This window comes from Geomonas sp. Red32, from assembly GCF_023652955.1.
Classification (GTDB): Bacteria; Desulfobacterota; Desulfuromonadia; order Geobacterales; family Geobacteraceae; genus Geomonas.
The window spans coordinates 70,766-95,844 of sequence record NZ_JAKLOY010000001.1; the positions used below are offsets into that span (position 1 = coordinate 70,766).

A 25,079-nucleotide genomic window follows, 5' to 3' on the forward strand; every position below is an offset into this window, starting at 1 on the left:
TCAGTACCTGTTGCCGATTTGATCCTGGTAGTTTAACAGGTTCTTGAGCTGCATGTTGGTTCCCACGGCGGTTCCGGGCTTCACGCGGTAGGTGACCTTGATGCTGCGGGTCTCGCCGGCGCCGAGCTCATCGAAGCGCCAGGAGTAGACGCCGTTGTCGGCGCGGGTGAAGGCAGGATCGGCGGCCACCAGCTCGAGCTGGTTGGGGAGCACGCTCTCCAGGGTGACCTGCTTGGCCATGTTGGTGCCGCGGTTCACGCAGTTGAGGTCGAGCGACGAGACCTCGCCCGGCTTGAGGCGGCCACCCTTGGCGGCCATGGAGAGCTCGAGAATCGGCCGCGAGAAGGTGAGCTGGACGTCGGTGGAGGCGACCCGCTCGGGAGCGTTCTCCGGCTCGAAGGATACCGAGGCGCTGGCCACCTGCCCGTCGTTGGCGGAGGCCGGGGTGGCGATCTCCAGCACCACGTAGGCCTCTTCCTTGGGAGAGAGCGGCCCGACATGGTTGATGATCGGTTCGTTGGCCTGGCGCTTACCGTCGCGGTTCAGGTCATCGAAGAAGGTGTAGGTGGCGCCTCCGCCGACGTTCGCCTTGATGGCGAAGACCTCGCGCGAGTTGCCGGTGTTGGTGACGATGAGGGGAACGGCAACCACCTGGCCGGGGATGACCACCAGCTTGCCGGCGGTCGTCCTCACCGCCACTCCGCTCACCTTCTGCACCACGGAGGTGGCCGAGACGAAGGAATCCCTCTTCTCGAGGTCGTTGTTGATGACATCGGCCCGCAGGAAGAGCTCCTGGTCGGCCAGCGCCTCGTCCTTAAGCTGGAAGGCGAGGTTGAAGTCCTTGCTCTCGCCGCTCTTCAGCTGGACGCTGTCGAGCACCAGGGCCGCCTTGCTCTCCTGCTTGAATCCGGAGGCGACGGCCCCGACCGGCTCGTACTGCGGCGGGTAGTTGACCCTCATGGTCACCCCGCGGGCCGGGGCGGTACCGATGTTCAGAAGCGAGATACGGTAAGAGACCTTTTCGCCGGGGACCAGTTTAGGCTTGTCGGTCTTCACCACCGCGCGAAGCAGCGGTGCCGAGGTGGCCAGCTCGATCTCGCGCGACTGGGAAGCCTCGTGGGCGAAGGAGGAGACGATCTTGATCGGGTAGGTGTTCCGCTGCCCGTCGATGTTGGAGCGCGGAATGGTCCCCACCGCCACCATCCTGAACTTCTCGCCGTTGGCCAGGGTCGGGGTGGTGTTGATCGGGATGTCCGGGGTGCCCGGTGCGGCGAAATGGAAATCGAAATCGCGGGGGAAACCGGACTCGAGGTAGAAGCTGTCGTTGCCGTTGCCGGTGTTGACGACGTCGATGGGGATGATGAACTGCTTGCCGGCTTCCTCGGTCTCCGGAACCGGACCTACGCGGACGTCGAGGTTGGCGTACTGGGCGACCTCGAGGTTGAAGACCTGGGAGGTCTCGGCGGGCCGGGTGGCGGCCATCTGCTTGGGAGCCGGGTACTCGATCCCGAGCTGGCGGAGCTTGGCGGTGGCATTGGCGGCCGCCGCACTGCCGGGGAATTTGTCGACCACACCCTTGTAGGCGTCGATCGCCTTGTTACGCATGGCGATCTTCTCCTGCTCGGCGCCTCGTTCCGCGGCAGCCTTCTCGGCAGCGGCCTTGTCCGCGGCGGCTTTCTCGGCCAGTGCCTTTTCGGCAGCCAGCTTCTCGGCGGCAGCCTTTTCCGCCGCCAGCCGCTCGGCAGCGGCGCGGTCGGCAGCGGCCTTCTCGGCGGCAGCCCTTTCGGCGGAGGCCTTCTCCTGGGCGACCCGCTCGGCGGCAGCTTTCTCCGCCGCGGCCTTTTCGGCGGCGGCTTTGTCTTGGGCGGACTTCTCGGCAGCCATCCGTTCAGCGGCAGCGCGCTCGGCAGCCATCTTCTCGGCGGCGGCTTTCTCGGCGGCCAGGCGATCAGCCTCGGCCTTCTCGGCGGCGGCCTTGGCGGTAGCGGCTCTTTCAGCCGCGGCTTTGTCGGCGGCCAGCTTCTCGGCGGCCAGTTTCTCGGCGGCCAGTTTCTCGGCGGCCAGCTTGTCGGCGGCGGCCTTCTCCGTAGCGGCGGACTCTTCGGCCCCGGCCTGCTCCGGCACCACCTTTTCCGAGGCAACCGTCTCGGCGGGGGCCTTCTGCGCCACCGCGGCCCCGGCCGCCGGCTTCTGCCCCGCCCCGTAATTCTCGGCGAGTTGAACCAGTTCCTCCTCCACGGTTCCCTTCAGCGGGTTGTCGGGATAGTCGCGGAAGAACTGCGCCATGTACTTGGCGGCCTCGTTCTTGTTGCCGGCCCGGTAGTTCGCCCGTGCCAGCCAGAAGATCGCCATGTCCTTGAGAGGCGTTTCGGGATACTTCTTGAGCAGCGACGACATCGTCTGGACCGCACTCTTATAATCCTTCCTCTGATAGGCGTTGAACCCGGTGATGAACATCTTCGAGTCTTCGGAATCGAGAGAAAAGGCAGGTGCTGGAACGAGGACTGCTATAAGCAGAAGGACGGCGAGAAATTTCAGGACTGAAGCACGGAAAACTTTATATACATGCACGTGAAGAACCTTTCCGAGCGGAGTAGATATATGATGAGTAACGTGACGGAAAGTATCATTATAGACAAGCGTTGTCAACGCAGAATGGGCCCGTGTTTTATACTCAAAGGGCCGTGAATCACAGGACTTTAGCCGCTTCTTCGACGGCGCCGAAGAGAGATTAAACGCGGCACATCGACCCCCTGACAGGCACCAACCGAGGGTTGATTGAGAGGCAGGTTTTCCATTGAGCTTGCGGCCGCCGAAGAGACGGCCGCCGTATTGACACCACTCCCCTTCTTGGCTACCATCGCCACGTTGCCACCCGGTATCGATTCAAGGAGGAAACCATGTCGCCCTCGTACCGTCCCCGCGGCCCCAAAACGGTGCCACCAAAGAGCGCCGAAGAGATCGACGAGATCGTCCGCAAGATGAGAGGCGAGCAGACCCGGCCGGAGAACTACCGGGAACGCTCGCTGAAGATCCACGGCTGGATCTGCGCCAAGTGCGGTCGGGAGTTCGAGCTCGCCAACCTGCACCTTTTGACCGTCCACCACAAAGACGGCAACCACAACTACAATCCCCCCGACGGCAGCAATTGGGAAAATCTCTGCGTGTACTGTCACGACGACGAGCACAGCCGCACCATCCTGGCCGACTACCTGGCCGGAAAGGACAAGAAGCGGTAAAGGCTTCCGGCGCCGGACGGGGGGCCCACCCTACTCCGGGACAGAACGCGCCGGCAGAGAGTTTTTGACAAAAAGCCTCCCCTCCCCCTACAATGCCCGATTGGCGCCGCCCGCCTCGTTCTTCTCATGACGATCCGAAGGCGCCCTGCGTCCCCCCACCATCCGGCATAGTTCTCTTCCGTGGTGCCCGCAGGTCCCCCCCTTTGCGAAGGGGGGACGGGGGGATTTGCTTTGTGGATGTGAAAAAAGCTCTACCGAAAAGGACGATATACGATGCTCCACCTCAAAAAACTCTCCAAAGATTTCGCGGGCAAACCGCTCTTCACCGATATCAGCTGGCACCTCAAGAAAGGCGAGCGGGTCGGCCTGGTCGGGGAAAACGGCGCCGGGAAATCCACCTTGATGAGGATCATCGCCTCCGAGGTGGAGGCATCGAGCGGCGAGATCCAGATCGCCCGCGGCGGCACCGTCGGCTACCTCCCCCAGGACGGTATCGTCGCCAAGGGGCGCCCCCTCTTCGAGGAGGTGATGACCGCCCTCTCCGAGCTGCAGGCCATCGAGCGGGAACTCGCCGAGCTCACCGCGCGGCTCGAGCTCGAGCCGCATGACGCGCCGGGCCACGAGCAGATGCTCGACCGCTTCGGCCACCTCCAGGAGGAGTTCCGCCTCAAGGGTGGCTACGCCATGGAGAGCGAGGTGGGGAACGTTCTCTCCGGCCTCGGCTTCTCTCCCGCCGATTGGCAGAAGGAGTGCGGGGAGTTCTCCGGCGGATGGCAGATGCGCATCGCGCTCGCCAAGCTCCTTTTGAAAAAGCCCAACGTCCTTTTGCTCGACGAGCCGACCAACCACCTCGACATCGAGGCCCGCAACTGGCTGGAGGGATACCTGCAGGGGTACCCCTACTCGGTCATGCTGGTCTCCCACGACCGCTTCTTCCTCGACCAGGTCTGCTCCCGCATCGCCGAGGTCTGGAACCACGCCATCACCGACTACCACTGCAACTACAGCCGTTACCTCGTTCTTCGCGAGGAACGGGTCTCGGCCTTGAGGGAGGCCAAGAAGCGCCAGGACGAAGAGGTCGAGAAGATGGAGGATTTCATCTCCCGCTTCCGCTACCAGGCGACCAAGGCGTCGCTGGTGCAGTCCCGCATCAAACAGCTGGAGAAGGTCGAGCGGATCATCCTCCCGCCGGAGCGCAAAAGAATCCGCTTCACCTTCCCGACCCCGCCCAAAAGCGGCAAGACGGTGATGGAGCTCTCCGGGGTCACCAAGGCTTACGGCTCCAACGTGGTGCTGAACCAGGTGGATCTCCTGATCGAGAGCGGGGAGCGGGTGGCGCTTGTCGGCCACAACGGGGCGGGAAAATCGACCCTCATGAGGGTATTGGCAGGCGGCGACGTCACCGGCGGGGCCGTCAAGGCCGGCCACAACGTGATCCGCGACTACTTCGCCCAGGACCAGGCCCAGGAGCTCGATGCCACCCGGACCGCCTACGAGGAGATCTACGCCGACGCCCCCTTCGACATGGTGCCGCAGCTGCGCGATATCCTGGGCGCCTTCCTCTTCTCCGGCGACGACATCCACAAGAAAGTGGCGGTCCTCTCCGGCGGGGAGCGCAACCGGCTCGCGCTCGCCAAGCTCCTCCTGCGCCCCTCGAACCTCCTCCTCATGGACGAGCCGACCAACCACCTCGACCTCTTCAGCAAGGAAGTCCTCCTCGAAGCGCTCAAGAATTTCCCCGGCACCGTGGTCTTCGTCTCCCACGACCGCCACTTCATCGACGGCCTCGCCACCCGGGTGGTCGAGGTGGCCGGCGGCATGCTCGAGAACTACTACGGCGATTACGAGTACTACCTAGAGAAGAGCGGCCAGGGCGAAGCGATCCGCCCGGAGGCACCCCAGCTCGCCAAGCCCGCCCAGGAAGGGGAGGCGCCGCGCAGAAACGGCGATCCCGCCCCGCTTCCCCCCATGGCCTCCAAGGCCTCCCGTCAGCAGCAGCGCGAGGATGAGAAACAGCGCCAGAAGGAGGAGCGGGCCAAGGAGAAGAAACTTGCCGAAATCGAGAAGAACATCTCCGCCAAGGAAGGGGAGCTGGCCGGCCTCGAAACGGCCATGGCGGCCCCGGACTTCTTCAAAGACGTCGAAGCCGCCCGGGTAGCAGGGGAGAAACACGCCCTCCTCACCACGGAGATTTCCGAGCTCTACCAAGCCTGGGAGTCACTCTCCTAACCCCGCCTAATTGCATAGTAACTTTAGGATTTTCCCCACCACGTTTGTTGACAGGTGACGCAACTCCATTACTCTTAGTATTGGGAAAATATCCAGTCCCGCTCTCATGGGAGACCCAATGACCGAGAACATCACCATCAACATGCCCGAGATCGTCCCCCTGTACCCGCTGCGCGAGATCATCGCCTTCCCGTACATGGTTTTCACCATCTTCCTCAAGCACGAGGACATGCCCCCCTTCGAAGAAGCGGTGCTCTTCAACAACCTGGTGGCGCTCGTCAAGCTGAGGCAGGAGCCGACAGGGGAGCTCTTCTCCGCCCTTCATGAGATCGGCACCCTCTGCAAGGTAATGCAGATCAACAAGCTCCCGCAGGGTGGGGCCAAGGTCGTGCTGGAAGGGGTGGTCCGCATCAGGGTCCTCGCCATCGTCCAGCAGACCCCGGTGGCGCTCTCCCGCCTCGAGCCAGTCCGCGAGTTCGCCGAGAAGTCGATGGTGTCCGAGGCGTTAGTGGGAAGCCTCAACGCCCTTTTGAAGATCGCCCTCTCCTACGGCCGCCCGCTCCCGGACGACGTCATGAAGATGATCGACTTCATCGACAACCCCGCCCGCCTCTCCGACCTGGTCGCCCTCTACCTGAACCTTCCAGTGGACGAGCTTCAGAACCTGCTGGAGACCGTCGATCCCCTCGAGCGCCTGAAAAAGGTCTACATGCACCTCACCAACGAGGTCCAGAGGCTGCAGATCAAGGGCGAGGTGCAGGCCGAGGTGACCAAGAAGGTCGGCAAAAGCCAGAAGGAGTTCCTGCTTCGCGAGCAGATGAAGCAGATCCAGGAGGAGCTCGGCGAGGAGGATTCCAAGCAGGGAGAGGCCAACGAGCTCCGTACCAAGCTGGAGAACGCCAAGATGCCGGAAGAGGTCCGGAAGATCGCCGAGAAGGAGCTGAAAAGGCTCGAGCGGATCAACCCTGCCTCACCGGAGTACACGGTCTCCCGCACCTACCTCGACTACCTGACCGGGATCCCCTGGCAGACCAGCACGCCGGACAACAAGGACATCAACCAGGCCGAGAAGGTCTTGAACGAGGACCATTACGACCTGAAGAAGGTCAAGGAGAGGATCCTCGAGTACCTGGCCGTCCGCTCCCTGAAAGAGAAGATGAAGGGGCCCATCCTCTGCTTCGTCGGCCCTCCGGGAGTCGGCAAGACCAGCCTCGGGAAGTCGATCGCCAGGACACTCGGGAGAAAGTTCATCAGGATCTCGCTGGGCGGTATGCGGGACGAGGCGGAGATCCGCGGGCATAGGCGCACCTACATCGGGGCGCTCCCGGGCCGCATCATCCAGGAGATCAACCGGGCGGGCTCCAACAACCCGGTCTTCATGCTCGACGAGGTGGACAAGATCGGCGCCGACTTCCGCGGTGACCCCGCCAGTGCCCTTCTCGAGGTGCTGGATCCGGAGCAGAACTTCTCCTTCACCGACCACTACCTCGACGTCCCCTTCGACCTCACCAACGTGATGTTCATCACCACGGCGAACCTGCTCGACCCGATCCCGGCCCCCCTGAAGGACCGGATGGAGGTCATCTCGCTGTCGGGCTACACCGACGAGGAGAAGCTCAACATCGCCAAGACTTACCTGGTGGCGCGCGAAATCGAGGAGAACGGGCTGAACGAGATGCCGCCCGAGTTCAACGACGAGGCGATCTACCGGATCACCCACGACTACACCCGCGAGGCTGGGGTGAGGAACCTGCAGCGGAACATCGCCTCCATCTGCCGCAAGATCGCCAAAGAAGTCTCCCAGGGGAAAGAGGCGCGCAAGCTCATCGCCCCCGACGACGTCGCCGAGCTCCTCGGGCCGCCCCGGTACTTCGACGAGGTGGCCAGCGAGAAGGACCGGGTCGGGGTGGCGACCGGGCTCGCCTGGACCGAGAGCGGCGGGGACATCATCTTCGTCGAGGCGACCATGATGAAGGGAAAAGAGGACCTGATCCTCACCGGGTCGCTTGGCGAGGTGATGAAGGAATCGGCCAGGGCGGCGGTCTCCTTCGTGCGGGCCAACTGCGAGGAGCTGGGGATCGACAAGAAGGAGTTCGACAACACCACCGTCCACATCCACGTCCCGGCCGGCTCTATCCCGAAAGATGGCCCCTCGGCCGGCATCACCATGGCCACCACCATCGTTTCCCTCTTCTCGGGGCGCCCCGCCCGCCGGGACGTGGCGATGACCGGGGAGATGAGCCTGACCGGCCGGGTGCTTGCCATCGGCGGCCTGAAGGAGAAGGTGCTGGCCGCCCGGCGCGCCGGGGTGAAGAAGGTGCTGGCCCCGGCCAAGAACAAGAAGGACCTCGATGATATCCCGGACAACGTCAAGCAGGAGCTCGAGTTCTGCTTCGTCGAGGACGTGCGCGAGGTCTTCGCCCAGGCGCTCCAGTAGGGGCGCCGCGAAGCCGGCGATGCCCGATCGATCCATGACAATCAGCACCAGGGTGCAGGAGATCTTCCGGGAGACCGGGGCCATTGCGGCACTCACCCTGCGCGCCATAACCGGTATCTTTCAAAAGCCTTACTACCAGAGGGAGTTCGTGACCCAGCTCGACAAGATCGGGGTCGGCTCCCTCTTTATCATTCTCCTGACCGGGCTTTTCACCGGGATGGTGATGTCGCTCCAGGCGCTTATCCAGCTCAAACCGTTCGCCGCCACCAGCTACGTCGGGGGAATGGTGGCCATGGTGATGGTGAAGGAGCTCGGGCCGGTCCTCTCCGCTTTGATGGTCACCGGGCGGGTCGGCTCCGCCATCACCGCCGAGCTCGGCACCATGGTAGTCACCGAGCAGGTGGACGCCATGCGGGTGGAGGGGACGGACATCGTCAAGCGCCTGGTGGTCTCGCGGCTGAAGGCTATCCTGGTGGCGCTTCCCCTTTTGGCGGTGGTGACCGACACCGTCGCCCTCTTCGGCGGGTACCTGATGGCCGCCGGGTCGGGGGTCAACCTCATCATGTACCTGCACTCAATACCGCAGTTCATGGCGCTGCAGGACATGTTCGAGGGGCTCGCCAAACCGGCCTTCTTCGGGGTGATCATCGCGATGATCGGGTGCCAGGTCGGCCTGAGCACCCGCGGCGGCGCCGAAGGGGTCGGCAGCTCCGCGAAACGGGCGGTGGTCCTCTCCTCGGTGCTGATCCTGGTCGCCGACTTCTTCCTGACCAAGATCTTCATCGCCTTCAGGTGACCGGGCAGACATTCCCTCGCCCCTTCTGGGGAGAGGGGCAGTGGTGATGGACAGGGTGAGGATGGGGATCATGCCCTCCACAGGAATCAGACTCGACAAGGTGACCTACAGCGTCGGCGGCCGCTTGATCCTCCAGGACTTCGACCTCTCCCTCGACCGCGGGGTGAACCGCACCATCCTCGGCGTCTCCGGCGCCGGCAAGACCACCATCCTCAAGCTCATCCTGGGGCTCATCCCTCCCAACAGCGGAAGCATCACCATCGACGGCACCGAGATCACCGGACTCTCCGAGGCGAGGCTTCGCGAGGTGCGCCGCCCCATCGCGGTCGTCTTCCAGGGGGGCGCCCTCTTCGACTCGATGACGGTGGGGGAGAACGTCGGGTACCGGCTGATCGAGCAGGGGACCAAAAACCCGGCCGAGATCGAGCGGGTCGTACTGGAAAAGCTCGGCTTCGTGGGGCTGGAGGACGCCATCGACCTTTACCCTGCCGAGCTTTCGGGAGGGATGAAGAAGCGGGTGGCCATCGCGCGGGCCCTTGCCGCCGATCCCGGCTACATCCTGTTCGACGAGCCGACCACCGGCCTCGATCCCATCGGGGTCTACAACATCTGCGAGTTGATGAGGCGCCTGCAGCAGCAGGGGAAGACCACCCTGATGGTGACCCACGACCTGCACACCGCCTTCCAGGTTTCCCAGCGATTCTCCTTTCTCCACGAGGCCCGCCTGGTCTTCGAGGGGACCCGGGAAGAGCTGATGGCGGCCGGGATGGAGGTGACCAGGGAGTTCCTCTCCCCTACCCCCCGCTCCCTCTTCGCCTACACTTCCCCAGAAAGGACCACGGCATGAACCGTAGCGAGAACATAGCGCGCTCCCAGCTCAGGATCGGGATCTTCGTGGTGGTGGCCCTCGTGCTCCTCTGCCTGGGCATCCTCCTATTGGGGGAGAAGACCAAGATGTTTATCTCCAAGGGGAAGGTCTCCCTGATCATGACCGACGTGGCGGGGCTCAAGGAAGGGGCCCCGGTCTGGCTGGCGGGGGTAGAGATAGGGGTGGTGCGCGCGATTCACTTCGAGCATCCCGAGGCGAACAACAACGTGGAGATCCAGCTTGAGGTGGAGAAGGAGTCGCAGAAGAAGATCGGCAAGGATTCGGTGATCACCATCAAGACCCGCGGCCTGATGGGGGAGAAGTACGTCGACATCACCCCGAGCGGCCACCTGGTGACCGTCCCGTTGACCCGTGTCTACGGGACCAACGTCCCGAAGCTCGACGACGTGATGCAAAAGGCCGCTACCGCCTTCGACAACCTCAACGCCACCATGGAGAAGATCGTCAACGGGAAAGGGACGATGGGACAGATGATCGCCGACCCCAGGCTCTACCAGAACCTGACCCAGTTGACCGCCGAGATGAACACCTTCGTCGCCACCGCCAACAAGGGGCAAGGGACCATCGGCAAGCTCAACCGCAACCCCGAGATCTACGAGAAGCTGGTGAGCACCCTCGAGCGGGCCGACCGCACCCTGGCCGATTTCCAGAACGGCCAGGGGACCATGAACCTGCTGATCCACGACCGCGCGCTCTACGACAAGCTCCTCTCGCTGGCCGACAAGAGCCGTCAGGCCGCCGACGACATGCACGCCCTGAACGTGAAGCTCCTCTCGCCGCAGGGAACCATCGGGAAGCTGGTCCAGGACCGGGAGTTCTACGACAAGGGGGTGGCGGCCATCGAGAGGGCCGACCGGTCGATGGCTACGCTTGAGGAAGTGATGGAACGGGTGAAGAGCGGCCAGGGGACGGCCGGCAGGCTGGTGAACGAGCGAGTTCTCTACGACAATCTCAACGGTGCGGTGGACGATCTCAATTCGCTTCTGAAGGACGTCCGCGAGCATCCCAAGCGCTACTTCAAGTTTTCCCTCTTCTAGGCCGGGCTCCTACAACTTCGCCGCCTCGGCGACCACTCTCCGCACCCGGTTCAAGGCGTCGTCCTCCATCATCCCCCGCACCAGGAAAACGGGGACGCTCCCACCGGGGTCGGCGAGGATGGTGTAGGTGATCCTGGTCCCGCCGGCCGCGGGCCTCAGTACCCAGCGCCCACGGGCCCGGATGGCAACGCAGCCGGGAGCGGGCTTTCCTCTCGACCACTCGTCCCGGCTCTCGAACTCGACCTCCACCGTCCCGTTGGCCTCCCGCCTCACCCAGGTGCGGGCGGAAGCGCAGCGGTCGGAGAGCACCGGCGTCTTGATGAGATCGGTCCAGGCCGCCGCCTCGGCCGAGCGCTCCAGGATCTTTCTCGTCATCCCCGGGTCCGCCTCGTCGATGTAGGGCCCCATGAGGTAGGAGACGAGCTTCGCGCTCGGGGTCCCGGTCGAGGTCTCGATCCTCAACTCCATGAACCGTGCCCCCTCCACCGGCCGCCCCATCACGGCCAGCCCGTGCCTCGTGCGAAGATGCCTCCACTCGTCCGCGCCTGCCGTAGCCTGGAAGAGTGACAGGGAAAGAAGCAGGCCCGCCAACAGAGGAAGCCATCGCATGCTACCGGCTCTATCCACAGAAGTTCCCTTGCCGTTGTCAGTAAAAAACGCTCAACACAATACACGCGATGGCCGATTCATTCAAGAAAGGAGATCCGTCCAGTACCGTAACCTGTCTGCCTGCTCCATTGACAAGGGGAGAGGGGTTCCGGACCGTTAGTTGACGGCTGGAGTGGGGCGACCTCGAAGGAGGCTCATAGTGCGGATACGTCCAGCGGCGTTGGCAGTGGCGTGGATGGTGGTGACGGGCGCTTCGTGCCCGGCGTGGGGAGACGACCTCTCCGAGGCGGCGCAGGTCTTCGACGAATACTGTGCCGCGGCCAGGACGGGCGATTTCGAAAAGCTGATGTCGCTCTACACTGAAGACGAGCAGCGGATCAAGCGGGAGCAGAACCTGGCGATGGATGCGCAGGAAGGTTTCCTGCTCAAGGCCCGCTCGCTGGCCCCCGATTCCTACACCATTCAGCATGTCAGCTGGAAATTGAAAAGAGACCGCAGCAGCGTGACGCTCTACCTGGAGGGGGTTGCCCCCACCCTGGACGAGTGGAAAGCAGAGCGTCCGCGTTCGGCCGTGCGGGAGTCGGTAGCCTTGAAGAAGGAATCGGGGGAGTGGAAGATCGATGCCGTAGTGAACTGGGGGAGGCCGGGGACCGTCAGCGCCGCTCCCGACCTCGTCTATACTCCGGCCAACCTCGATCCGGAAAAGACGGTTAACGTGGAGGGACGGGTCCTGCGGGTCGAGTACCAGACTTCCTACACCCTGGTCCTGCTGGAGCGCCGTGCGTCCGAGGACGTCGCGGTGTTCCTCCCCCCGCGGGAAGAGCTGGTTGCCTCGGAGGACGTCCTGCAGTGGTTCGGGGAGCCGCTGCAGCAACTGACCCCCTGGAACCTCTTCGAATTCGAGTGCCATCCCGACCGTACGAGCGATTCCAAGTGCTTCGCCGTCCGGGGATGGTGGATCGGGGACTAGCTACTCGGCGCGGACCTTCACCTTGACCGGTATCTCGTCCAGCCAGCGCCCGATCTTCTGGGCGATCAGCGACTCCGCCACCGCGAGCACCAAGGCGCTGGTGGCGTAGATCCCGACGCACTTGGTAAGGGCGCCGGGGGAGACATCGCCGTCCTGGAAACGGGAGAGGATGATGGCCACCACCACTCCGGCAATCGCCGAGCCCACGTGGCGCTTAACCCAGTCCTGTTCCATCTCCAACAGCACCTTCACCAGTTCCACCTCTTCCTCTTCGATCATCCATTCCGCGTTCAGCCAGGCGATGTACATCCTGGGAACCATGATTACGAAAGTGGTAAAGGTGACGGTGATCATCAATGCCGGCAAAAGTGTCATCACGCCCTCCTGGCAACTGTCGTCTCGAAGCTCGATATCTCCCTCAGCACAAAAGGGTCCAAAACCGGCGGGGCCCGCAGTTATTTTTCCTTAATCGATTTCCCTTTATTTCACCGGCACTTAGAGCGCGGCAATCACTGGCATTCCATCCCTTGCCGATCCGATTTACCCGAAACTGCGGCCTTTTTGAACAGCACCCCCCATCAACGATTGAACAGCCACCCTCCCGGCCGGACGCCAAAGGACCGCGGCGAGGCCGCCAAATGGCAGGAGAAGCCTCGCCGTGGACGTTGCATAAGCTATTGGTTGGTGTTATCTTTTTCCTCATTTGCAGATGAATAGAGAAGGCCCGAGGTTATCATGAAGAGAGTGCTCAGCACCGCGGCCGCCTGCGCCTTGTTGCTCCTTTCGGCAACCAGTTTCGCGCAGGGTCTGGCCGACAAAGTGCAGGAATACACGTTGAAAAACGGCATGAAGGTTCTCATGGTCCCCCGCCACACCTCCCCCACGGTGGCGGCCTGGATCCGCTTCAAGGTGGGGAGCGTCGACGAGCGGAGCGACGAGCGGGGGCTTGCGCACCTGCTCGAGCACATGCTCTTCAAGGGGACCAAGACGCTCGGGACCCGTGACTACGCGGCCGAAAAGCCGGTCCTGGACCAGATCGAGAAGACCGCCCAAGCCCTAATGGCCGAAGAGGCCAAGAAGGACAAGGCCGATCCCAAGGTGGTGGCCAAGCTGACAGCGGATCTCAACCGGCTCGAGAAGGAAGGGGAGAAGTACGTCGTCAAGGAAGAATTCGCGGATATCTACGCGAGAAACGGTGCCACCGGGTACAACGCCTTCACCAGCAAGGACGGCACCACCTACATCATCAACCTCCCCTCCAACAAGCTCGAGCTCTGGGCGGCCATCGAGTCGGACCGGATGCAGAACGCGGTGCTCCGCGAGTTCTACACCGAGATGAAGGTGGTCAAGGAGGAGCGCCGCCGCTCCTACGACGCGGAGCCGGAAGGGAAACTCTGGGAGACCTTCATCGCCGATGCCTTCAACGCGCACCCTAACGGCCAGCCGACCATCGGCTGGATGTCGGACATCGAGCAGCTGACCCGGACCAAGGCGGAGAGGTTCCTCCACAAGTACTACGCGCCCAACAACGCCATCATGGCCCTGGTGGGGGATTTCGAGCCGTCCCAGGCGATAGCGCTCATCGAGAAGTACTTCGGCAACATCCCCCCCGGCCAACCGGTCCCGCCGGTGACCGTGGAGGAGCCGCAGCAGGCGGGTGAGAAGCGGACCGAGGTGATCGGGGACGCGGAGGCGGAGCTGTACGTCGGCTTCCACAAGCCGACCCTCCCCGCCTTCGACGACTACGTCTTCGACGTCATCGACATGCTGTTGACCAGCGGGCGCACCTCGAGGCTCTACAAGAAGCTGGTCATGGAGCAGCAGATCGCCACCTCGGTCTCCAGCTTCACCGCGCCGGGAAGCCGCTATCCCAACCTCTTCATCATCTCCGCCACCCCGCTCGCTCCCCATAGCGTGGCCGAGGTGGAGAAGTCGATCGACGAGGAGCTGGAGCGGCTGAAGAAGGAGCCGATGACCGCCCGCGAACTGCAGCAGATCCTCAACCAGCTGGAGGCGGAGGAGTCGCGCCAGATGGCTTCCAACGGCGGCCTGGCGAGAAACCTCACCGAGTACGAGGCGGTCGCCGGGACCTGGCGCTACCTGATCGAACACCGCCAGAAGGTGGCGGCCATCACCCCCCAGGACGTGATGCGGGTCGCCAACCAGTACTTCACCAAAGAGAACCGGAACGTCGGCTACCTGACCAAGAAACAGTGATCCCCTGCCCGCGCAGGAGCTTATAGTATCCCCTCGCCCATCCAAGGGTGGGGTGCCCGATATACCATTCATCAAGGGAGCAGCAGATGATTGCACCTCTGACATCGAAATCTTTGTTCCGCGCGACCCGCACCCTGATCCTCGGGGTGGCCGCCCTGGCTGCGGCCGGTTGCGCCACCACGCCGGGAGCCTCCGCCGGGACCGCCAAGGCCGCGGCCGAGCTCGCCAATCCCCGCACCATGGCCTTCCCGGCCCTGAAATTCCAGCTCCCCAAGAGCGAGCGGGTGGTGCTCGATAACGGCATCGTCGTTTACCTCCTCCAGGACCATGAGCTCCCGCTGGTCCAGATCACCGCCTACCTGAGCGGGGGGAGCATCTTCGAGCCCGACGACAAGGTGGGTCTCGCGTCGCTGGCCGGGGCCGCCATCCGCGACGGGGGGACTCTTTCCACCCCGCCCGGCAAGCTCGACCAGGAACTTGAGTTCATGGCCTCCTCCATCGAGTCCTCGATCAACGCCGACCACGCGACCGTCTCCATGTCCACCCTGACCAGGAACCTCGACCGCACCCTCACCCTCTTTGCCGAGGTGATGACCAAACCGGCCTTCGATGCCGCCCGCTTCGAGAAGGAGAGAAACCGCGCCATCGAGGGGATCCGGCGCCAGAACGACGATCCGAAGGGGATCGCCGGCCGGGAGCTCACGAAGGCGATCTACGCGGGACACCCGCTGGGAAGGATGCCTACCATCGCCTCGGTCCGCGCTATCACCCGCGACGACCTCAAAGCCTTCCACCAGCGCTACTTCTACCCCGGCAACACCATGCTGGCGGTCTCCGGCGACTTCGACCGGGTGAAGATCCTCGCCGAGCTCAACCGGCTCTTCGCCTCCTGGCCGGACCACCGCCAGCCGGTGCGGAACTTCCCGATGCCGGTGGAGGACAAGACTCCCGAGGTGCTGCACGCCCAGAAGGAGGTCAACCAGTCGGTGATCCGGATGGGGCACCTGGGGATCGACAAGAACAATCCCGACCTCTACGCGATCAAGGTGATGGATTACATCCTGGGAGGGGGCTTCACTTCGCGGCTCACCCAGCAGATCCGCTCCGACCGCGGACTCGCCTATAACGTGGAGAGCTACTTCGAGACCGGCCGGCGCCTCCCCGCCCCATTCGTGATCGAGACGGAAACCAAGACGGAAACCACCGCCAAGACCATCGAGCTCATCCGCCAGATCGTCGAGGAGATGACCAAAAACGAGGTCACCGACGCCGAGCTCAAACTCGCCAAGGACCACATCGTCAACTCCTTCATCTTCGGATTTGAAAGGAGCGACGTGGTGGTCAACCAGCAGGCACGGCTCGAGTTCTACGGGTACCCCCCGGGCTTTTTGGAGAACTTCCGCGACAACGTCGCCAAGGTCACCAAGGAGGACGTCCTGAGGGTGGCCAGGAAGTATCTCCAGCCGGAGGCGATGAAGCTGGTGGTGGTGGGTGACGAGAAAAAGTTCGACAGGCCGCTCTCCGAATTCGGGAGCGTGCGCGAAATAAGCCTGACCATTAAATAGGAGGAAGTATTATGGCAACGTGGAAATGCAAGAGCTGTGGATTCACCAAGGAAGGAAGATGCAAACCGCAGAAGTGCCCCCAGTGCCAGGAGAAGGGGAACTTCGAGAAAGCTGAGGAATAAGCAGCGGTTGTAACCTGCCCTACAGAAAAGGCCGGAGGCGTATGCCCCCGGCCTTTTTATTGCCCCCCCCCCTAGTCCCCCGAGAAGTGCGGCGTCCGTTTCTCCAGGAAGGCCTTGATCCCTTCCGCGTAATCCTTGCTGTCGTAGACCGTCCGCCTGAGCCCCTGCACCCGTTCGAAGGTGACCGGGTTGAGCGGGTGGGCGCTCGCCAAAAGCCGGATCTGCTCCTTGATGACCCCGATGCTCAAGGGGCTGTTCTTGGTGATGCTGGCCGCCAGGTCGTAGGTGAAGTTCTCCAAGTCGTCCACGTCCACCAGGTGGTTCAAAAGGCCGGACTGGTAGGCCCGCTCGGCGGAGAGGGGCTGGGCGGTGAAGAACATCTCCTTGGCCACGTTGACCCCCATGATGTTCATGAAGTGCAGGATCCCGGTGACGTTGTACGGCACCCCGATCTTCGCGGGAGTCATGCAGAAGGAGGAGGTCTGGCAGCCGATCTGGATATCGCAGGAGAGCGCGAGGTCGCAGGCGCCTCCCCAGACGCTCCCCTCGATCATGGCGATGACCGGGATGGGGAGGCTCTGGATGGACCTCAAAACGGTCACCAGGGGATCGTGGTAGCTCAGCGGGTCGCGCCCCGGCATGGGGAGCTCGTGCACGTCATGCCCGGCCGACCAGACCTTCGATCCCTTGAGGGCCCGGATGATCAGCACCCGCATCTTCCCCTTCTGAAGCGCGCCGATGGACTGCAGGGTCTCGTTGATGAGCTCCTTGCTGAGGACGTTGCGGTGCTCGGGATTGTTGAAGGTGATGGTGCCGATGTTGTCCTGCAACTGGGTATTGATGATCGCCATGGAGGGCCCCCTTGGGTGTGAATCGCCGCGAGCTCCGCCGGTAACGGGCTCGCGGCACCCTCACATTCTACCAAACGGGCGGCATACGTCAGGCGGGGGAGGCACTCTTCAGCTGTTCGAGGAAATGGTCGAGGCGGTAACCGGCCACCGCCGCCAGCTCGGCCAGGCGGGCCGCCACGGCCTCGGGGTCCTCGCCCCCGGGCTTGGCGTAGCTGGCGATGCGGGTGAGCCAGTCGAGGAGGATCTCGAAGCGCTCCTTGTTGAACCACTCGACCCCGTCGCTTTCGTGGAGCAGGATGAAGCCTCCTGCCGCCGGTTCCTCCATAAGCTCCGTCAGGGTCTCCCGTTCACCCTCTTGGCTGTAACCGGCCAGGAACTCCTGGTGCCGCAGCAGCACCCGGAGAAGGTCGCTCCAGTCGACGGGGGAGAGCTGAACCGCGGTTGCGGCCGGCTCGGGGAGCGAGGCGAAGGCCTCCACCAACGGACGGCCGAGGCCGAAGTGATCGAACGCCTCGTGCGCCTGGGAAGGGGCATCCTCGCCGTCGAAGAGCCCGGCGATCCGGTGCAGGATCAGGAAGGCGTTCAAAAGGAGCCACCCTTGGGGATCGGCGGCCGGATCGGCCATCCCATCCTTGAGGGCCGCGGTGATCCCGGTTCCGAAAGAGACCAGCAGGGAGCGCTGGGCCTTGCCGGTAGCGTCCGGGGCCAGGGTTTTCAGGAAGCCGGCCAGAAGAGGCTCGACCAGCGGGATCATGGTTTCCGCCTCCTCGCCCGGCTCGCCCGCTGCCGAGGCGAGCTTGGCGAGCAGCGCCCGCAGCGCGTCGTTGGCCGCGCCGTAGCGGATCTGCTTTACCTCCTCGTCAAGGCTCTCCACCCCGGCGCCGTTGAGCCGGTAGCAGAGGGTCCCCCAGGTGCCGTAGTCGTCGTCCCGGATCTCCTCGAAGTCGACGAAGGCGTGGTATTCGTAGGCATCCATCTCCACGTAGAGTCCCTGCTCCCAGAGATCGCGGCCGTTTCTCAGGTAGCTCAGTCCCGAGCCGAAATCGCGGAAGCGGTAGTAGTGGCGGCCGTCGCCGTTGAAGTCGAGCGCCTCACCGAGGCTTCGCTGCACGAGCCGGCTCCCGCCGCTTACGTCCTTCCTGAGGATGGCGCAGGAGTAGCGGATCCAGCCGGCGGTGGAGCCGTAGCGGTTGTTGTAGAGGACGAGGCCGCGCTCGTTTCCCGCGCGGTTCGAGTAGGCGAAGACGTTCTCGTCCACCTGGCTGCCGCTGTAGAAGTCGTAGAGGACGAACTGGTCGGAGCCGGAGAAGATGTGGCGCCGGCGCATGAGCGGGAAGATGTGGGTCTCGTGCCGCCGCACCAGGTCCTGGTCGACCGGCTCGTCCCAGTAGGCCCGTTTGTACTCCATCCCGTACTTCTCGTGGAACCCCTCGACCTGGCCGTGGCCGAACATCGGGAGCCCCGGCATGGTGACCAAAAGCAGGGTGGCGCCGAAGTATTTCCCCTCCTTGCCGAACTGGTCGACGGCGGTCCGCTCGTCGGGGTTGTTCATGAAGTTGACGAAGCGCTTGAGGATCTCCGGCTCGAACTCGAGGACGTTTTTCAGGGTCTGCCGGTACTTGGCGTTCTCCTCCATCTTCAGCATGTTCATGAAGGCGGAGTTGTAGACCCGGTGCATCCCCAGCGTCCGGACGAAGTATCCCTCCATGAGCCAGAAGGCCTCGGCCAAAAGGAGGGTGTCGGGGGCTTCCACCGCCACCCGGTCCACCACCTCGCGCCAGAACTCCTCCGGGAAGACCCGGTCGAAAGCCTCCTGGTCCATGCCGTGCTCGGCGCGGGAAGGGACACCGCTGCCGTGGCCCGGGAGGGGATACCACAGGCGCTGGTAGTGCTTCTTGGCGAGCGTCATGGCGGCGTCGAAGCGGATGATCGGGGTCTGGCGCGCTACGTGGAGGATGGTCTGGATGACCGCCTCGCGGACCTCGGGGAGGAGGTAGTTCAGCTGCGCGGTGTCGTTCCAGGGGGTCGAGGTGCCGTCGTTGCCGTGGTAGATGTAGCGGACCCGGCCGTTACCCCGGTCGAGGTGCTTGAAGACCACCGCCGCGTCCCGCTTGTCCCAATAACCATCCTCGATGAAGAGGCCGATCCTCCCGTCCGCCGACAGATCGGGGCCGTTGAACTGGTAGTCCGGATAGGGGGGATAGTCGAGCTGGACGTACCAGTCTGGATGCTCCATCGTCCACTTCGAGAAGAGCCCGGTGTGGTTGGGGACCATGTCGGAGGCGAGCCGGATCCCGCGGGCTGCGCAGCGCCTTTTCAGGTTGTCCAGTGCCCACTCCCCCCCCAGGTCGTTGGCGATCACGTAGTCGTAGAGCGAGTAGGCCGAGGAGATGGCGTCGACGTTGCCGCTTATGTGCTTGATGCTCTGCGAGGAAGGGGAGCGCTCCCAGATGCCGATCAGCCAGAGCGCCGTGAAGCCCCAGCGGGAGAGCCTGTCGAGCTCGGCGTCCGGGATCTGGTCGAGGGTGCGCACCTCGCGCTGGTAGTAGCGGGAGAGCTGGTCGAGCCAGACGTAGACCATCTTGGCGATCATTACGACGTTGGGCATCCAGTCGGCGTCGGGGGAGAAGCGTTCGTATTCGGGATAGTCTCCCCCTTTCCCTAAGCGGCCGAAACGGAGCACGTCGGTCCCGGCCCCGCCGCGGCCCTGGAAGAAGGAGCGCTGCTCCTGGGCGACGATATCGAGGGCGGTGGTCAGCTCGGCCAGCAGGTCGGCGGGGAGAAACGACGCCCAGTGTTCCTTGATGTAGGCGATCTGGCCGGTGAGAGAGCCGGGGGAAGCCTTGAGGGGAGCCCTCAAGAGCTCGGGGAGCGGTACCCCCACCGGCTGGAAGGGAGGGGCCTCGGCGAGCCGGCGGTCGAGCTTGCCGGTCACCGTCCGGTAGGGGGAGGTCTCCTCGAGGCCGCTGGCATCGAAGAGCCGGCGGAACTCGTCGACGGCCCGGTTCTCGCCGCACAGCATCAGGAGGAGGAGCTCCCCGGCCAGCGAGGAGCGCCGGGTCAGGGAGTCGTCATCGGCAGCGAGGTAGCCCGCCGCGGTCTCCTCCCCCAGCACCATCCGGCGGGAGGGGAAGAGCTCCATGAAGCGGAGCATGGATTGGCCCGCCTCTCCGGAGAAGGAGGGATAGCCCGCCCGCTCGGCCACCTTCACGAGCACCCGTGGCTGCTGCTCGATGCAGTACTGGCCGATGACGTAGCGGAAGACCCGGTTCAGCATGCCGTAAAGATGGAGAAGCCCCGGCTGGACCCGCGGCTCGCCCGCCGCGACCTCGCGGTTGACGCGGGCGGCCACCCGCCGGGTGTAGATGATGCCGGGGACGGTCCCGAGCTCCTCCAGAAGGTTCCGCAGCCCTATGCGAACGCCGCACTCGGCGGAGATCTGTATGTCGAAGGGAAAATAATCGGAGTTCACAAATCTCTGCTTCATAGGCACCTCGTCCTGATGGAGTGGTTAAGGCCATACATCATACAACGGATTTCGGCCACTGTCTTTACTAAAATTTATTAACAATTTGAAATCTGAAGAGCATCCGCCTATGCGGCCGGGTTTACCCTTGACACAGTTTGCGATTTGACCTAAATCTAGCATATTTAGCGAAGGCATCGTTTTTACAAAGGGAAGACGTCATTACCGTTTCAGGCATTACACAAATTCTGCGCACGCGGCGTAAGGAAGTTGCTGCCGCGATTCTGCTACTGATACTCATCCCGGCCATCCGCATCGTCACCTTCCTCGAGGTCTCTCCCGGCAACGGAAGCCGCATAGAGTTGGTGGAGGTCGGCCGGGGACGCCCGCTTAGGGCCCTGGCCGCCGACCTCGAGTCCCGCGGCGTGATCAGCAGTGCTAGGCTCTTCACCCTTCTCGCCCGTTTCAGGGGTGGGGACTCGCGGATCAAGGCGGGGATCTACCAGCTCCACGACGGCATGCACCCGGGGCAGATCCTCGCCAAGATGATCTCCGGCGACGTCTACCAGCGGATCTTCGCCCTTCCGGAGGGGTACTCGAGCTACCAGGTGGCGGAGATGATGGAAAAGCGGGGCTTCTTCAAGAAAGAGGCCTTCCTGGACGCCTGCAGCGATCCCACCCTCCTGGCAGAGCTCGGTATCCGGGCTAAAAGTGTGGAAGGATACCTCTACCCCGGCAGCTACAACATGCTCCCCGGCAAGAGCGAACGCGACGTGGTGCGGGAAATGGTGACCCGTCAGCGGGCCATGCTGGAGAGCTGCATCAAGACTACTCCGGCGGCTCCCCGCCACCTCTCGCACCGGGAGATCCTCACCCTCGCCTCGATGGTCGAAAAGGAGGCGGTGCTCCCGATCGAAAAACCGCTCATCGCAGCGGTCTTCGAAAACCGTCTGAGAAAGGGGATGCGGCTGCAGAGCGACCCGACGGCGACCTACGGAGTCAGGGCTTTCGGCGGCAAGGTCACCAAGCAGGATATCATGCGGGCGACGCCTTACAACACGTACCTGATCCCGGGACTGCCTCCCGGGCCGATCGGCAACCCCGGAAGGGAGGCCATCCAGGCGGTCTTGAGCCATCCCCCGGTCCCCTACCTCTACTTCGTGGCCCGGGGCGACGGGAGCCACCAGTTCAGCAGCGATCTCACCGCCCACAACGAGGCGGTGCGGAGGTTTTTGAGAACACCGGGCGCACCCCCGGGAGGGAGCCGATGAGCAGCCGAATTCTGCTGGCGGAGGATAACGAGCGGCTTCGCGAGATGCTGCGCGGCTTTCTGGAATCGCTCGGTCACCGGGTGGCCACCGCGGCAGACGGCAACGCGGCCCTGGCGGCCATCAACGCCGGCGGAGTCGATCTGCTGATCCTCGATCTCAAGCTCCCCGGGATAAACGGGGTGGAGATCCTCAAGACGGTGCGCAGGACCCCGCAGTACCAGGGGATCGAGGTCATCGTGATGACCGGCGTCTACCGCGGCGGGAACTATGCCCAGGCCGCGCTGAAGCTGGGGGTGAAAGCCTACCTGGAGAAGCCGTTCGGCAAGGAGGATTTTCTGAAGGCGGTGGCCGCGGCAGCGGGTGAGAAACAGCGAAATCTCGCCGAGCTTTTGGTGGAGCTCTACCGTAACCGCCAAAGCGGCACCCTCCAGCTCTCCGGCGGGCCGAGCGTGACGGTGGTCGGCGGGGAAGCCATTTCCTGCAGCTCGGAAGGGTTCCACGGCTTCCTGGTCTCCGGGGGCGCCGTCGCCGAGGGGGAGCTCGAACGCTACCGCCAGCACGGGGGAGCGCGGCTGGGGCTCACCGAGGCGGGGCTTTTGAGCTACGACGAGCTCCTCGACAAGTCGCGGCTCTTCCTCGTGAAGACCCTGAGCGACGCCCTTCACCAGCAGCAGGGTGCCCGCTTCGTCCCCGGCAAGGTCGAGCCGGAGCTTCCGCTTACCCCGGTCTTTCTTCCCCGCGTCATGCACCAGGTCTCCCGCAGCGCGGCGACCGGCTTCGAAATCGCCCCCTTCCTCCAGCAGCGCGGCCCCCTCTTTCCCGCCAAGACCAAGGAGTACTTCCGGCTGGCCAACCTCTTCAGCATGGGGCGCGATGAGATCGAGCTCCTCGAGCAGGTCGGCCGCGGCGCCAACCTTGCGGCCCTCGTCTCGCACGGGGAGGACCAGGGAAAGCGGGCCTCCTTCATCGATTTCCTGGTCCGGATGGGGATGATCTCTCTGGAGGCGTCACCCCAGGGGGGCGAGCAGGCCGACTTCCCGCAGAAGCGCCTATTCAACACCCCGATCGAGGAGGTCAACGGCGGGGACGGCGAGACCATGAGTTTCGACGACCTGGTGGAGGAAGTTTCCGACTCGGTCGAGCTGGTGGTCGGCGAGGAAGGGATGGCGGCGCCGCTCTCCGCCAGCGAGATCACCTTCGAGCAGGACGTCCAGCGCGATTACGCCGCCATCCAGGACAAGAACTATTACGAGATCTTCGGGCTGACCCAGGCCACCTTCAGCTTCTCCGGTTTGAAGGAAGCGTACTTCGCCAAGACCCGGCAGTACTCCCCCGAACGTTTCATGGAGCTCTCCGGCGCCACCCTCTCGCGCGCCCAGGACGTCCTCTCCCACTACGCCAACGCCTACAACACCCTCTCCAACGTCATCGCCAAGGAGCGCTACGACGAGATGCTGAAGGCAAACAGCATCGGTTCCGGCCGTGAGGAAGACCAGCTCCAGGCACGGATACAGTTCCAGTCCGGCAAGGTCTTCCTGGAGATGGAGGATTACGCCAACGCCGAGAAGACGCTTCAGGAGGCCTACACCCTCGACCCGCAGGACGCGGTGACCTGCGCCTTCCTCGCCTGGTCCATCTACCGCAATCCCTCCAACAAGGGGTCCCACGCCGCCCAGGAGAAGTCCCGCATGCTCCTCTCGAAGAGTCTCCAGATGGGACGGTGCTCCGAGGCCTTCGCCTTCCGCGGCTGGATGCTCATGGACGAAGGGAGGGACGGGCTTGCCGAGGGAGAATTCCAGAAGGCGCTCAAGGCGAGCCCGCGCGACCGGCTGGCCCAGAAGGGCCTCGCCATCATCGCCGAGCGCAAGGAAGCGGAGAAGAAAGGCCTTTTCAAACGCATCTTCGGCTGATCCCCCGGCCGCCTCCCGCCCCCCCCACCACATCGCCCCCCCTGACGGTGGCGCGCTCACTCGACTCACCCCGGCACACCCCCGGCCCCCCCCGACCACCCACCTCTCCTCGCCGCCGACTCCTGCAGGCTCGCCGCGCCCGGCCTTGCCCGCCCCAGTCAGACCAGTAGCCCCCCATCGCCTCGTCTTTCCTTTGACCCGCCCTTGATCTTCGATCATTAGTTTGTATTATTTAAAGCATTCAAACCGTACCCCCATTAAACCCAATTCCAAAGGCAAGACCACCTCAGGGCAGTTCCCTGCCCTGGTAGCGGGAAAGGAGGATCCCATGAAGAGGATCGCTTTGCTCATCGCCGTGCTTCTTTGCAGCGCGGTAGCAGGCCAGGCCGCCGAACCGGCTGGCGACGTCATCAAGATCGGCATGGTCAACGACCAGACCGGCGCCAACAAAGGTTCAGGGCGGGGGATGAAGGTCGGCGTCGACGCCTACTTCAAGGCGGTCAACGCCAAGGGTGGCGTCAACGGCAGGAAACTCCAACTGGTGGTGGTGGACGACCAGATGGTCATGGACAAAACGGTGGACGGACTTCTCAAGCTGGCGGACGAACAGAAGGTATTCGCGGTAGTCGGCTCGGTCGGCACCCCCAACTGCGTGGCGAGCCTTCCCATCGTCAAGGAGTACAAACTCCCCTTCGTCAATCCCCGCACCGGCGCCACCGAATTGCGGGAGCCGCTCATCAGGGAGGTCCTCCACATCAGGGCGAGCTATAAACAGGAGATCGACAAGATCGTCGACGCGCTGGTCAAGAAGGGAGCCAAGCGCTTCGCGGTCTTCTACCAGAACGACGCCTTCGGGACCGACGTGCTCGTTTCCACCGAAAAGGCGGTGCAGCGCCACGGCCTGAGCGTGGTCTCCAAGGGCTCCTTCGAGCGCAACACGAAGGCGGTGACCGCAGGGCTCGCCTCAGTCATGGAGGGGAAACCCGATGCCATCATCGTAGGGGCGGTGTACGCTCCGGGCGCCGAGTTCATCAAGCTCGCCCGCAAGGAAGGGGTCAAAGCCCATCTCGCCTCCTGCTCCTTTGCCGGGGGCTCCAACCTGGTGAAGGCCTCCGGCGACGCCGCCGAAGGGCTTGTGATGAGCCAGGTCGTCCCGGACCTCGACGATCTCTCGCTGCCGGTCACCAAGGAGTGCAAGGAGGCAATCGAGAAGAATCCCGAGGAGGTCGGGTTCAACACCATCAGCCTCGAGGGGGGCATGGCGGCCAAGTCGATGGTGATGGCACTGGAGAAGGCGGGCAATCCTCCCACCAAGGAGGGTTTCGTCAACGCCTACGAGAGCATGAAGGACGCCGATCTCGGTGGCATCAAGCTCACCTTCTCCCCGACCGACCACACCGGGCAGGACAACGTCTACCTGTACATCGTGCAGGGCGGGAAGCTGGTCCCGATGAAGGACTAAGGGGAGCGG

General features: G+C 63.6%; 18 protein-coding genes. 13 read left to right on the forward strand and 5 right to left on the reverse strand.

Going from position 1 to position 25,079, the window contains the following annotated elements; all coding sequences use genetic code 11:
* On the reverse strand, window positions 1-2,457 hold the full coding sequence (locus L4X63_RS00300) for a tetratricopeptide repeat protein (RefSeq protein ID WP_250676594.1): 2,457 nt from the start codon (window positions 2,455-2,457) through the stop codon (window positions 1-3).
* A 443-nt stretch (window positions 2,458-2,900) separates the two neighbouring features.
* On the opposite strand from L4X63_RS00300, the gene L4X63_RS00305 reads away from it, so the two are divergent.
* From L4X63_RS00305 to L4X63_RS00330, 6 genes are all read left to right on the forward strand, one after another.
* On the forward strand, window positions 2,901-3,239 hold the full coding sequence (locus L4X63_RS00305) for a YajD family HNH nuclease (protein WP_284694431.1): 339 nt from the start codon (window positions 2,901-2,903) through the stop codon (window positions 3,237-3,239).
* A gap of 273 nt (window positions 3,240-3,512) precedes the next feature.
* Window positions 3,513-5,468: an ABC-F family ATP-binding cassette domain-containing protein gene (locus tag L4X63_RS00310; protein ID WP_250676595.1), complete on the forward strand. Its 1,956-nt coding sequence runs from the start codon at window positions 3,513-3,515 to the stop codon at window positions 5,466-5,468.
* A 118-nt stretch (window positions 5,469-5,586) separates the two neighbouring features.
* Window positions 5,587-7,905 (forward strand): endopeptidase La, encoded by a 2,319-nt coding sequence (gene lon, locus L4X63_RS00315; protein WP_250676596.1) that lies wholly within the window; start codon window positions 5,587-5,589, stop codon window positions 7,903-7,905.
* A 34-nt stretch (window positions 7,906-7,939) separates the two neighbouring features.
* Window positions 7,940-8,701, forward strand: coding sequence for an MlaE family ABC transporter permease (locus tag L4X63_RS00320; protein WP_250676597.1), 762 nt, complete (start codon window positions 7,940-7,942; stop codon window positions 8,699-8,701).
* Between the two features lie 70 nt (window positions 8,702-8,771).
* A complete protein-coding gene (locus L4X63_RS00325; protein ID WP_250676598.1) occupies window positions 8,772-9,548 on the forward strand; it encodes an ABC transporter ATP-binding protein in 777 nt (258 codons plus the stop codon).
* Window positions 9,545-10,627 carry an MlaD family protein gene (locus L4X63_RS00330; protein ID WP_250676599.1) on the forward strand — a complete coding sequence of 361 codons (1,083 nt, stop codon included), beginning with the start codon at window positions 9,545-9,547 and terminating at the stop codon, window positions 10,625-10,627. The genes L4X63_RS00325 and L4X63_RS00330 overlap by 4 nt, the downstream gene beginning before the upstream one ends.
* A gap of 9 nt (window positions 10,628-10,636) precedes the next feature.
* Here L4X63_RS00330 and L4X63_RS00335 read toward each other — a convergent pair whose 3' ends face one another.
* Window positions 10,637-11,236, reverse strand: coding sequence for an SRPBCC family protein (locus L4X63_RS00335; RefSeq protein ID WP_250676600.1), 600 nt, complete (start codon window positions 11,234-11,236; stop codon window positions 10,637-10,639).
* A gap of 199 nt (window positions 11,237-11,435) precedes the next feature.
* On the opposite strand from L4X63_RS00335, the gene L4X63_RS00340 reads away from it, so the two are divergent.
* Window positions 11,436-12,206 (forward strand): nuclear transport factor 2 family protein, encoded by a 771-nt coding sequence (locus L4X63_RS00340; RefSeq protein ID WP_250676601.1) that lies wholly within the window; start codon window positions 11,436-11,438, stop codon window positions 12,204-12,206.
* Here L4X63_RS00340 and L4X63_RS00345 read toward each other — a convergent pair whose 3' ends face one another.
* Complete coding sequence (locus L4X63_RS00345; RefSeq protein WP_250676602.1) at window positions 12,207-12,581, reverse strand: hypothetical protein; 375 nt, start codon at window positions 12,579-12,581, stop codon at window positions 12,207-12,209. It abuts the gene before it with no gap.
* Between the two features lie 360 nt (window positions 12,582-12,941).
* Between L4X63_RS00345 and L4X63_RS00350 the strand changes: the two genes are divergently transcribed.
* The 3 genes from L4X63_RS00350 to L4X63_RS00360 all read left to right on the forward strand — a co-directional run bounded on the left by L4X63_RS00350 (window position 12,942) and on the right by L4X63_RS00360 (window position 16,110).
* Window positions 12,942-14,423 carry a M16 family metallopeptidase gene (locus tag L4X63_RS00350; RefSeq protein ID WP_250676603.1) on the forward strand — a complete coding sequence of 494 codons (1,482 nt, stop codon included), beginning with the start codon at window positions 12,942-12,944 and terminating at the stop codon, window positions 14,421-14,423.
* An 86-nt stretch (window positions 14,424-14,509) separates the two neighbouring features.
* Window positions 14,510-15,988: a M16 family metallopeptidase gene (locus L4X63_RS00355; protein ID WP_250676604.1), complete on the forward strand. Its 1,479-nt coding sequence runs from the start codon at window positions 14,510-14,512 to the stop codon at window positions 15,986-15,988.
* Between the two features lie 11 nt (window positions 15,989-15,999).
* A complete protein-coding gene (locus tag L4X63_RS00360; protein ID WP_129127189.1) occupies window positions 16,000-16,110 on the forward strand; it encodes an RCKP-type rubredoxin-like domain-containing protein in 111 nt (36 codons plus the stop codon).
* Between the two features lie 71 nt (window positions 16,111-16,181).
* Here L4X63_RS00360 and scpB read toward each other — a convergent pair whose 3' ends face one another.
* A complete protein-coding gene (gene scpB / locus L4X63_RS00365; protein ID WP_250676605.1) occupies window positions 16,182-16,961 on the reverse strand; it encodes a methylmalonyl-CoA decarboxylase in 780 nt (259 codons plus the stop codon).
* 88 nt (window positions 16,962-17,049) lie between these two features.
* Window positions 17,050-20,448 carry an alpha-amylase family glycosyl hydrolase gene (locus tag L4X63_RS00370; protein WP_250676606.1) on the reverse strand — a complete coding sequence of 1,133 codons (3,399 nt, stop codon included), beginning with the start codon at window positions 20,446-20,448 and terminating at the stop codon, window positions 17,050-17,052.
* A gap of 137 nt (window positions 20,449-20,585) precedes the next feature.
* Between L4X63_RS00370 and mltG the strand changes: the two genes are divergently transcribed.
* The 3 genes from mltG to L4X63_RS00385 all read left to right on the forward strand — a co-directional run bounded on the left by mltG (window position 20,586) and on the right by L4X63_RS00385 (window position 25,070).
* Complete coding sequence (mltG, locus tag L4X63_RS00375; RefSeq protein WP_502799888.1) at window positions 20,586-21,698, forward strand: endolytic transglycosylase MltG; 1,113 nt, start codon at window positions 20,586-20,588, stop codon at window positions 21,696-21,698.
* A complete protein-coding gene (locus L4X63_RS00380; RefSeq protein ID WP_250676607.1) occupies window positions 21,695-23,608 on the forward strand; it encodes a response regulator in 1,914 nt (637 codons plus the stop codon). The genes mltG and L4X63_RS00380 overlap by 4 nt, the downstream gene beginning before the upstream one ends.
* Window positions 23,609-23,936: 328 nt before the next feature.
* Window positions 23,937-25,070 (forward strand): ABC transporter substrate-binding protein, encoded by a 1,134-nt coding sequence (locus L4X63_RS00385; RefSeq protein WP_250676608.1) that lies wholly within the window; start codon window positions 23,937-23,939, stop codon window positions 25,068-25,070.
* Window positions 25,071-25,079 lie beyond the last annotated feature (9 nt).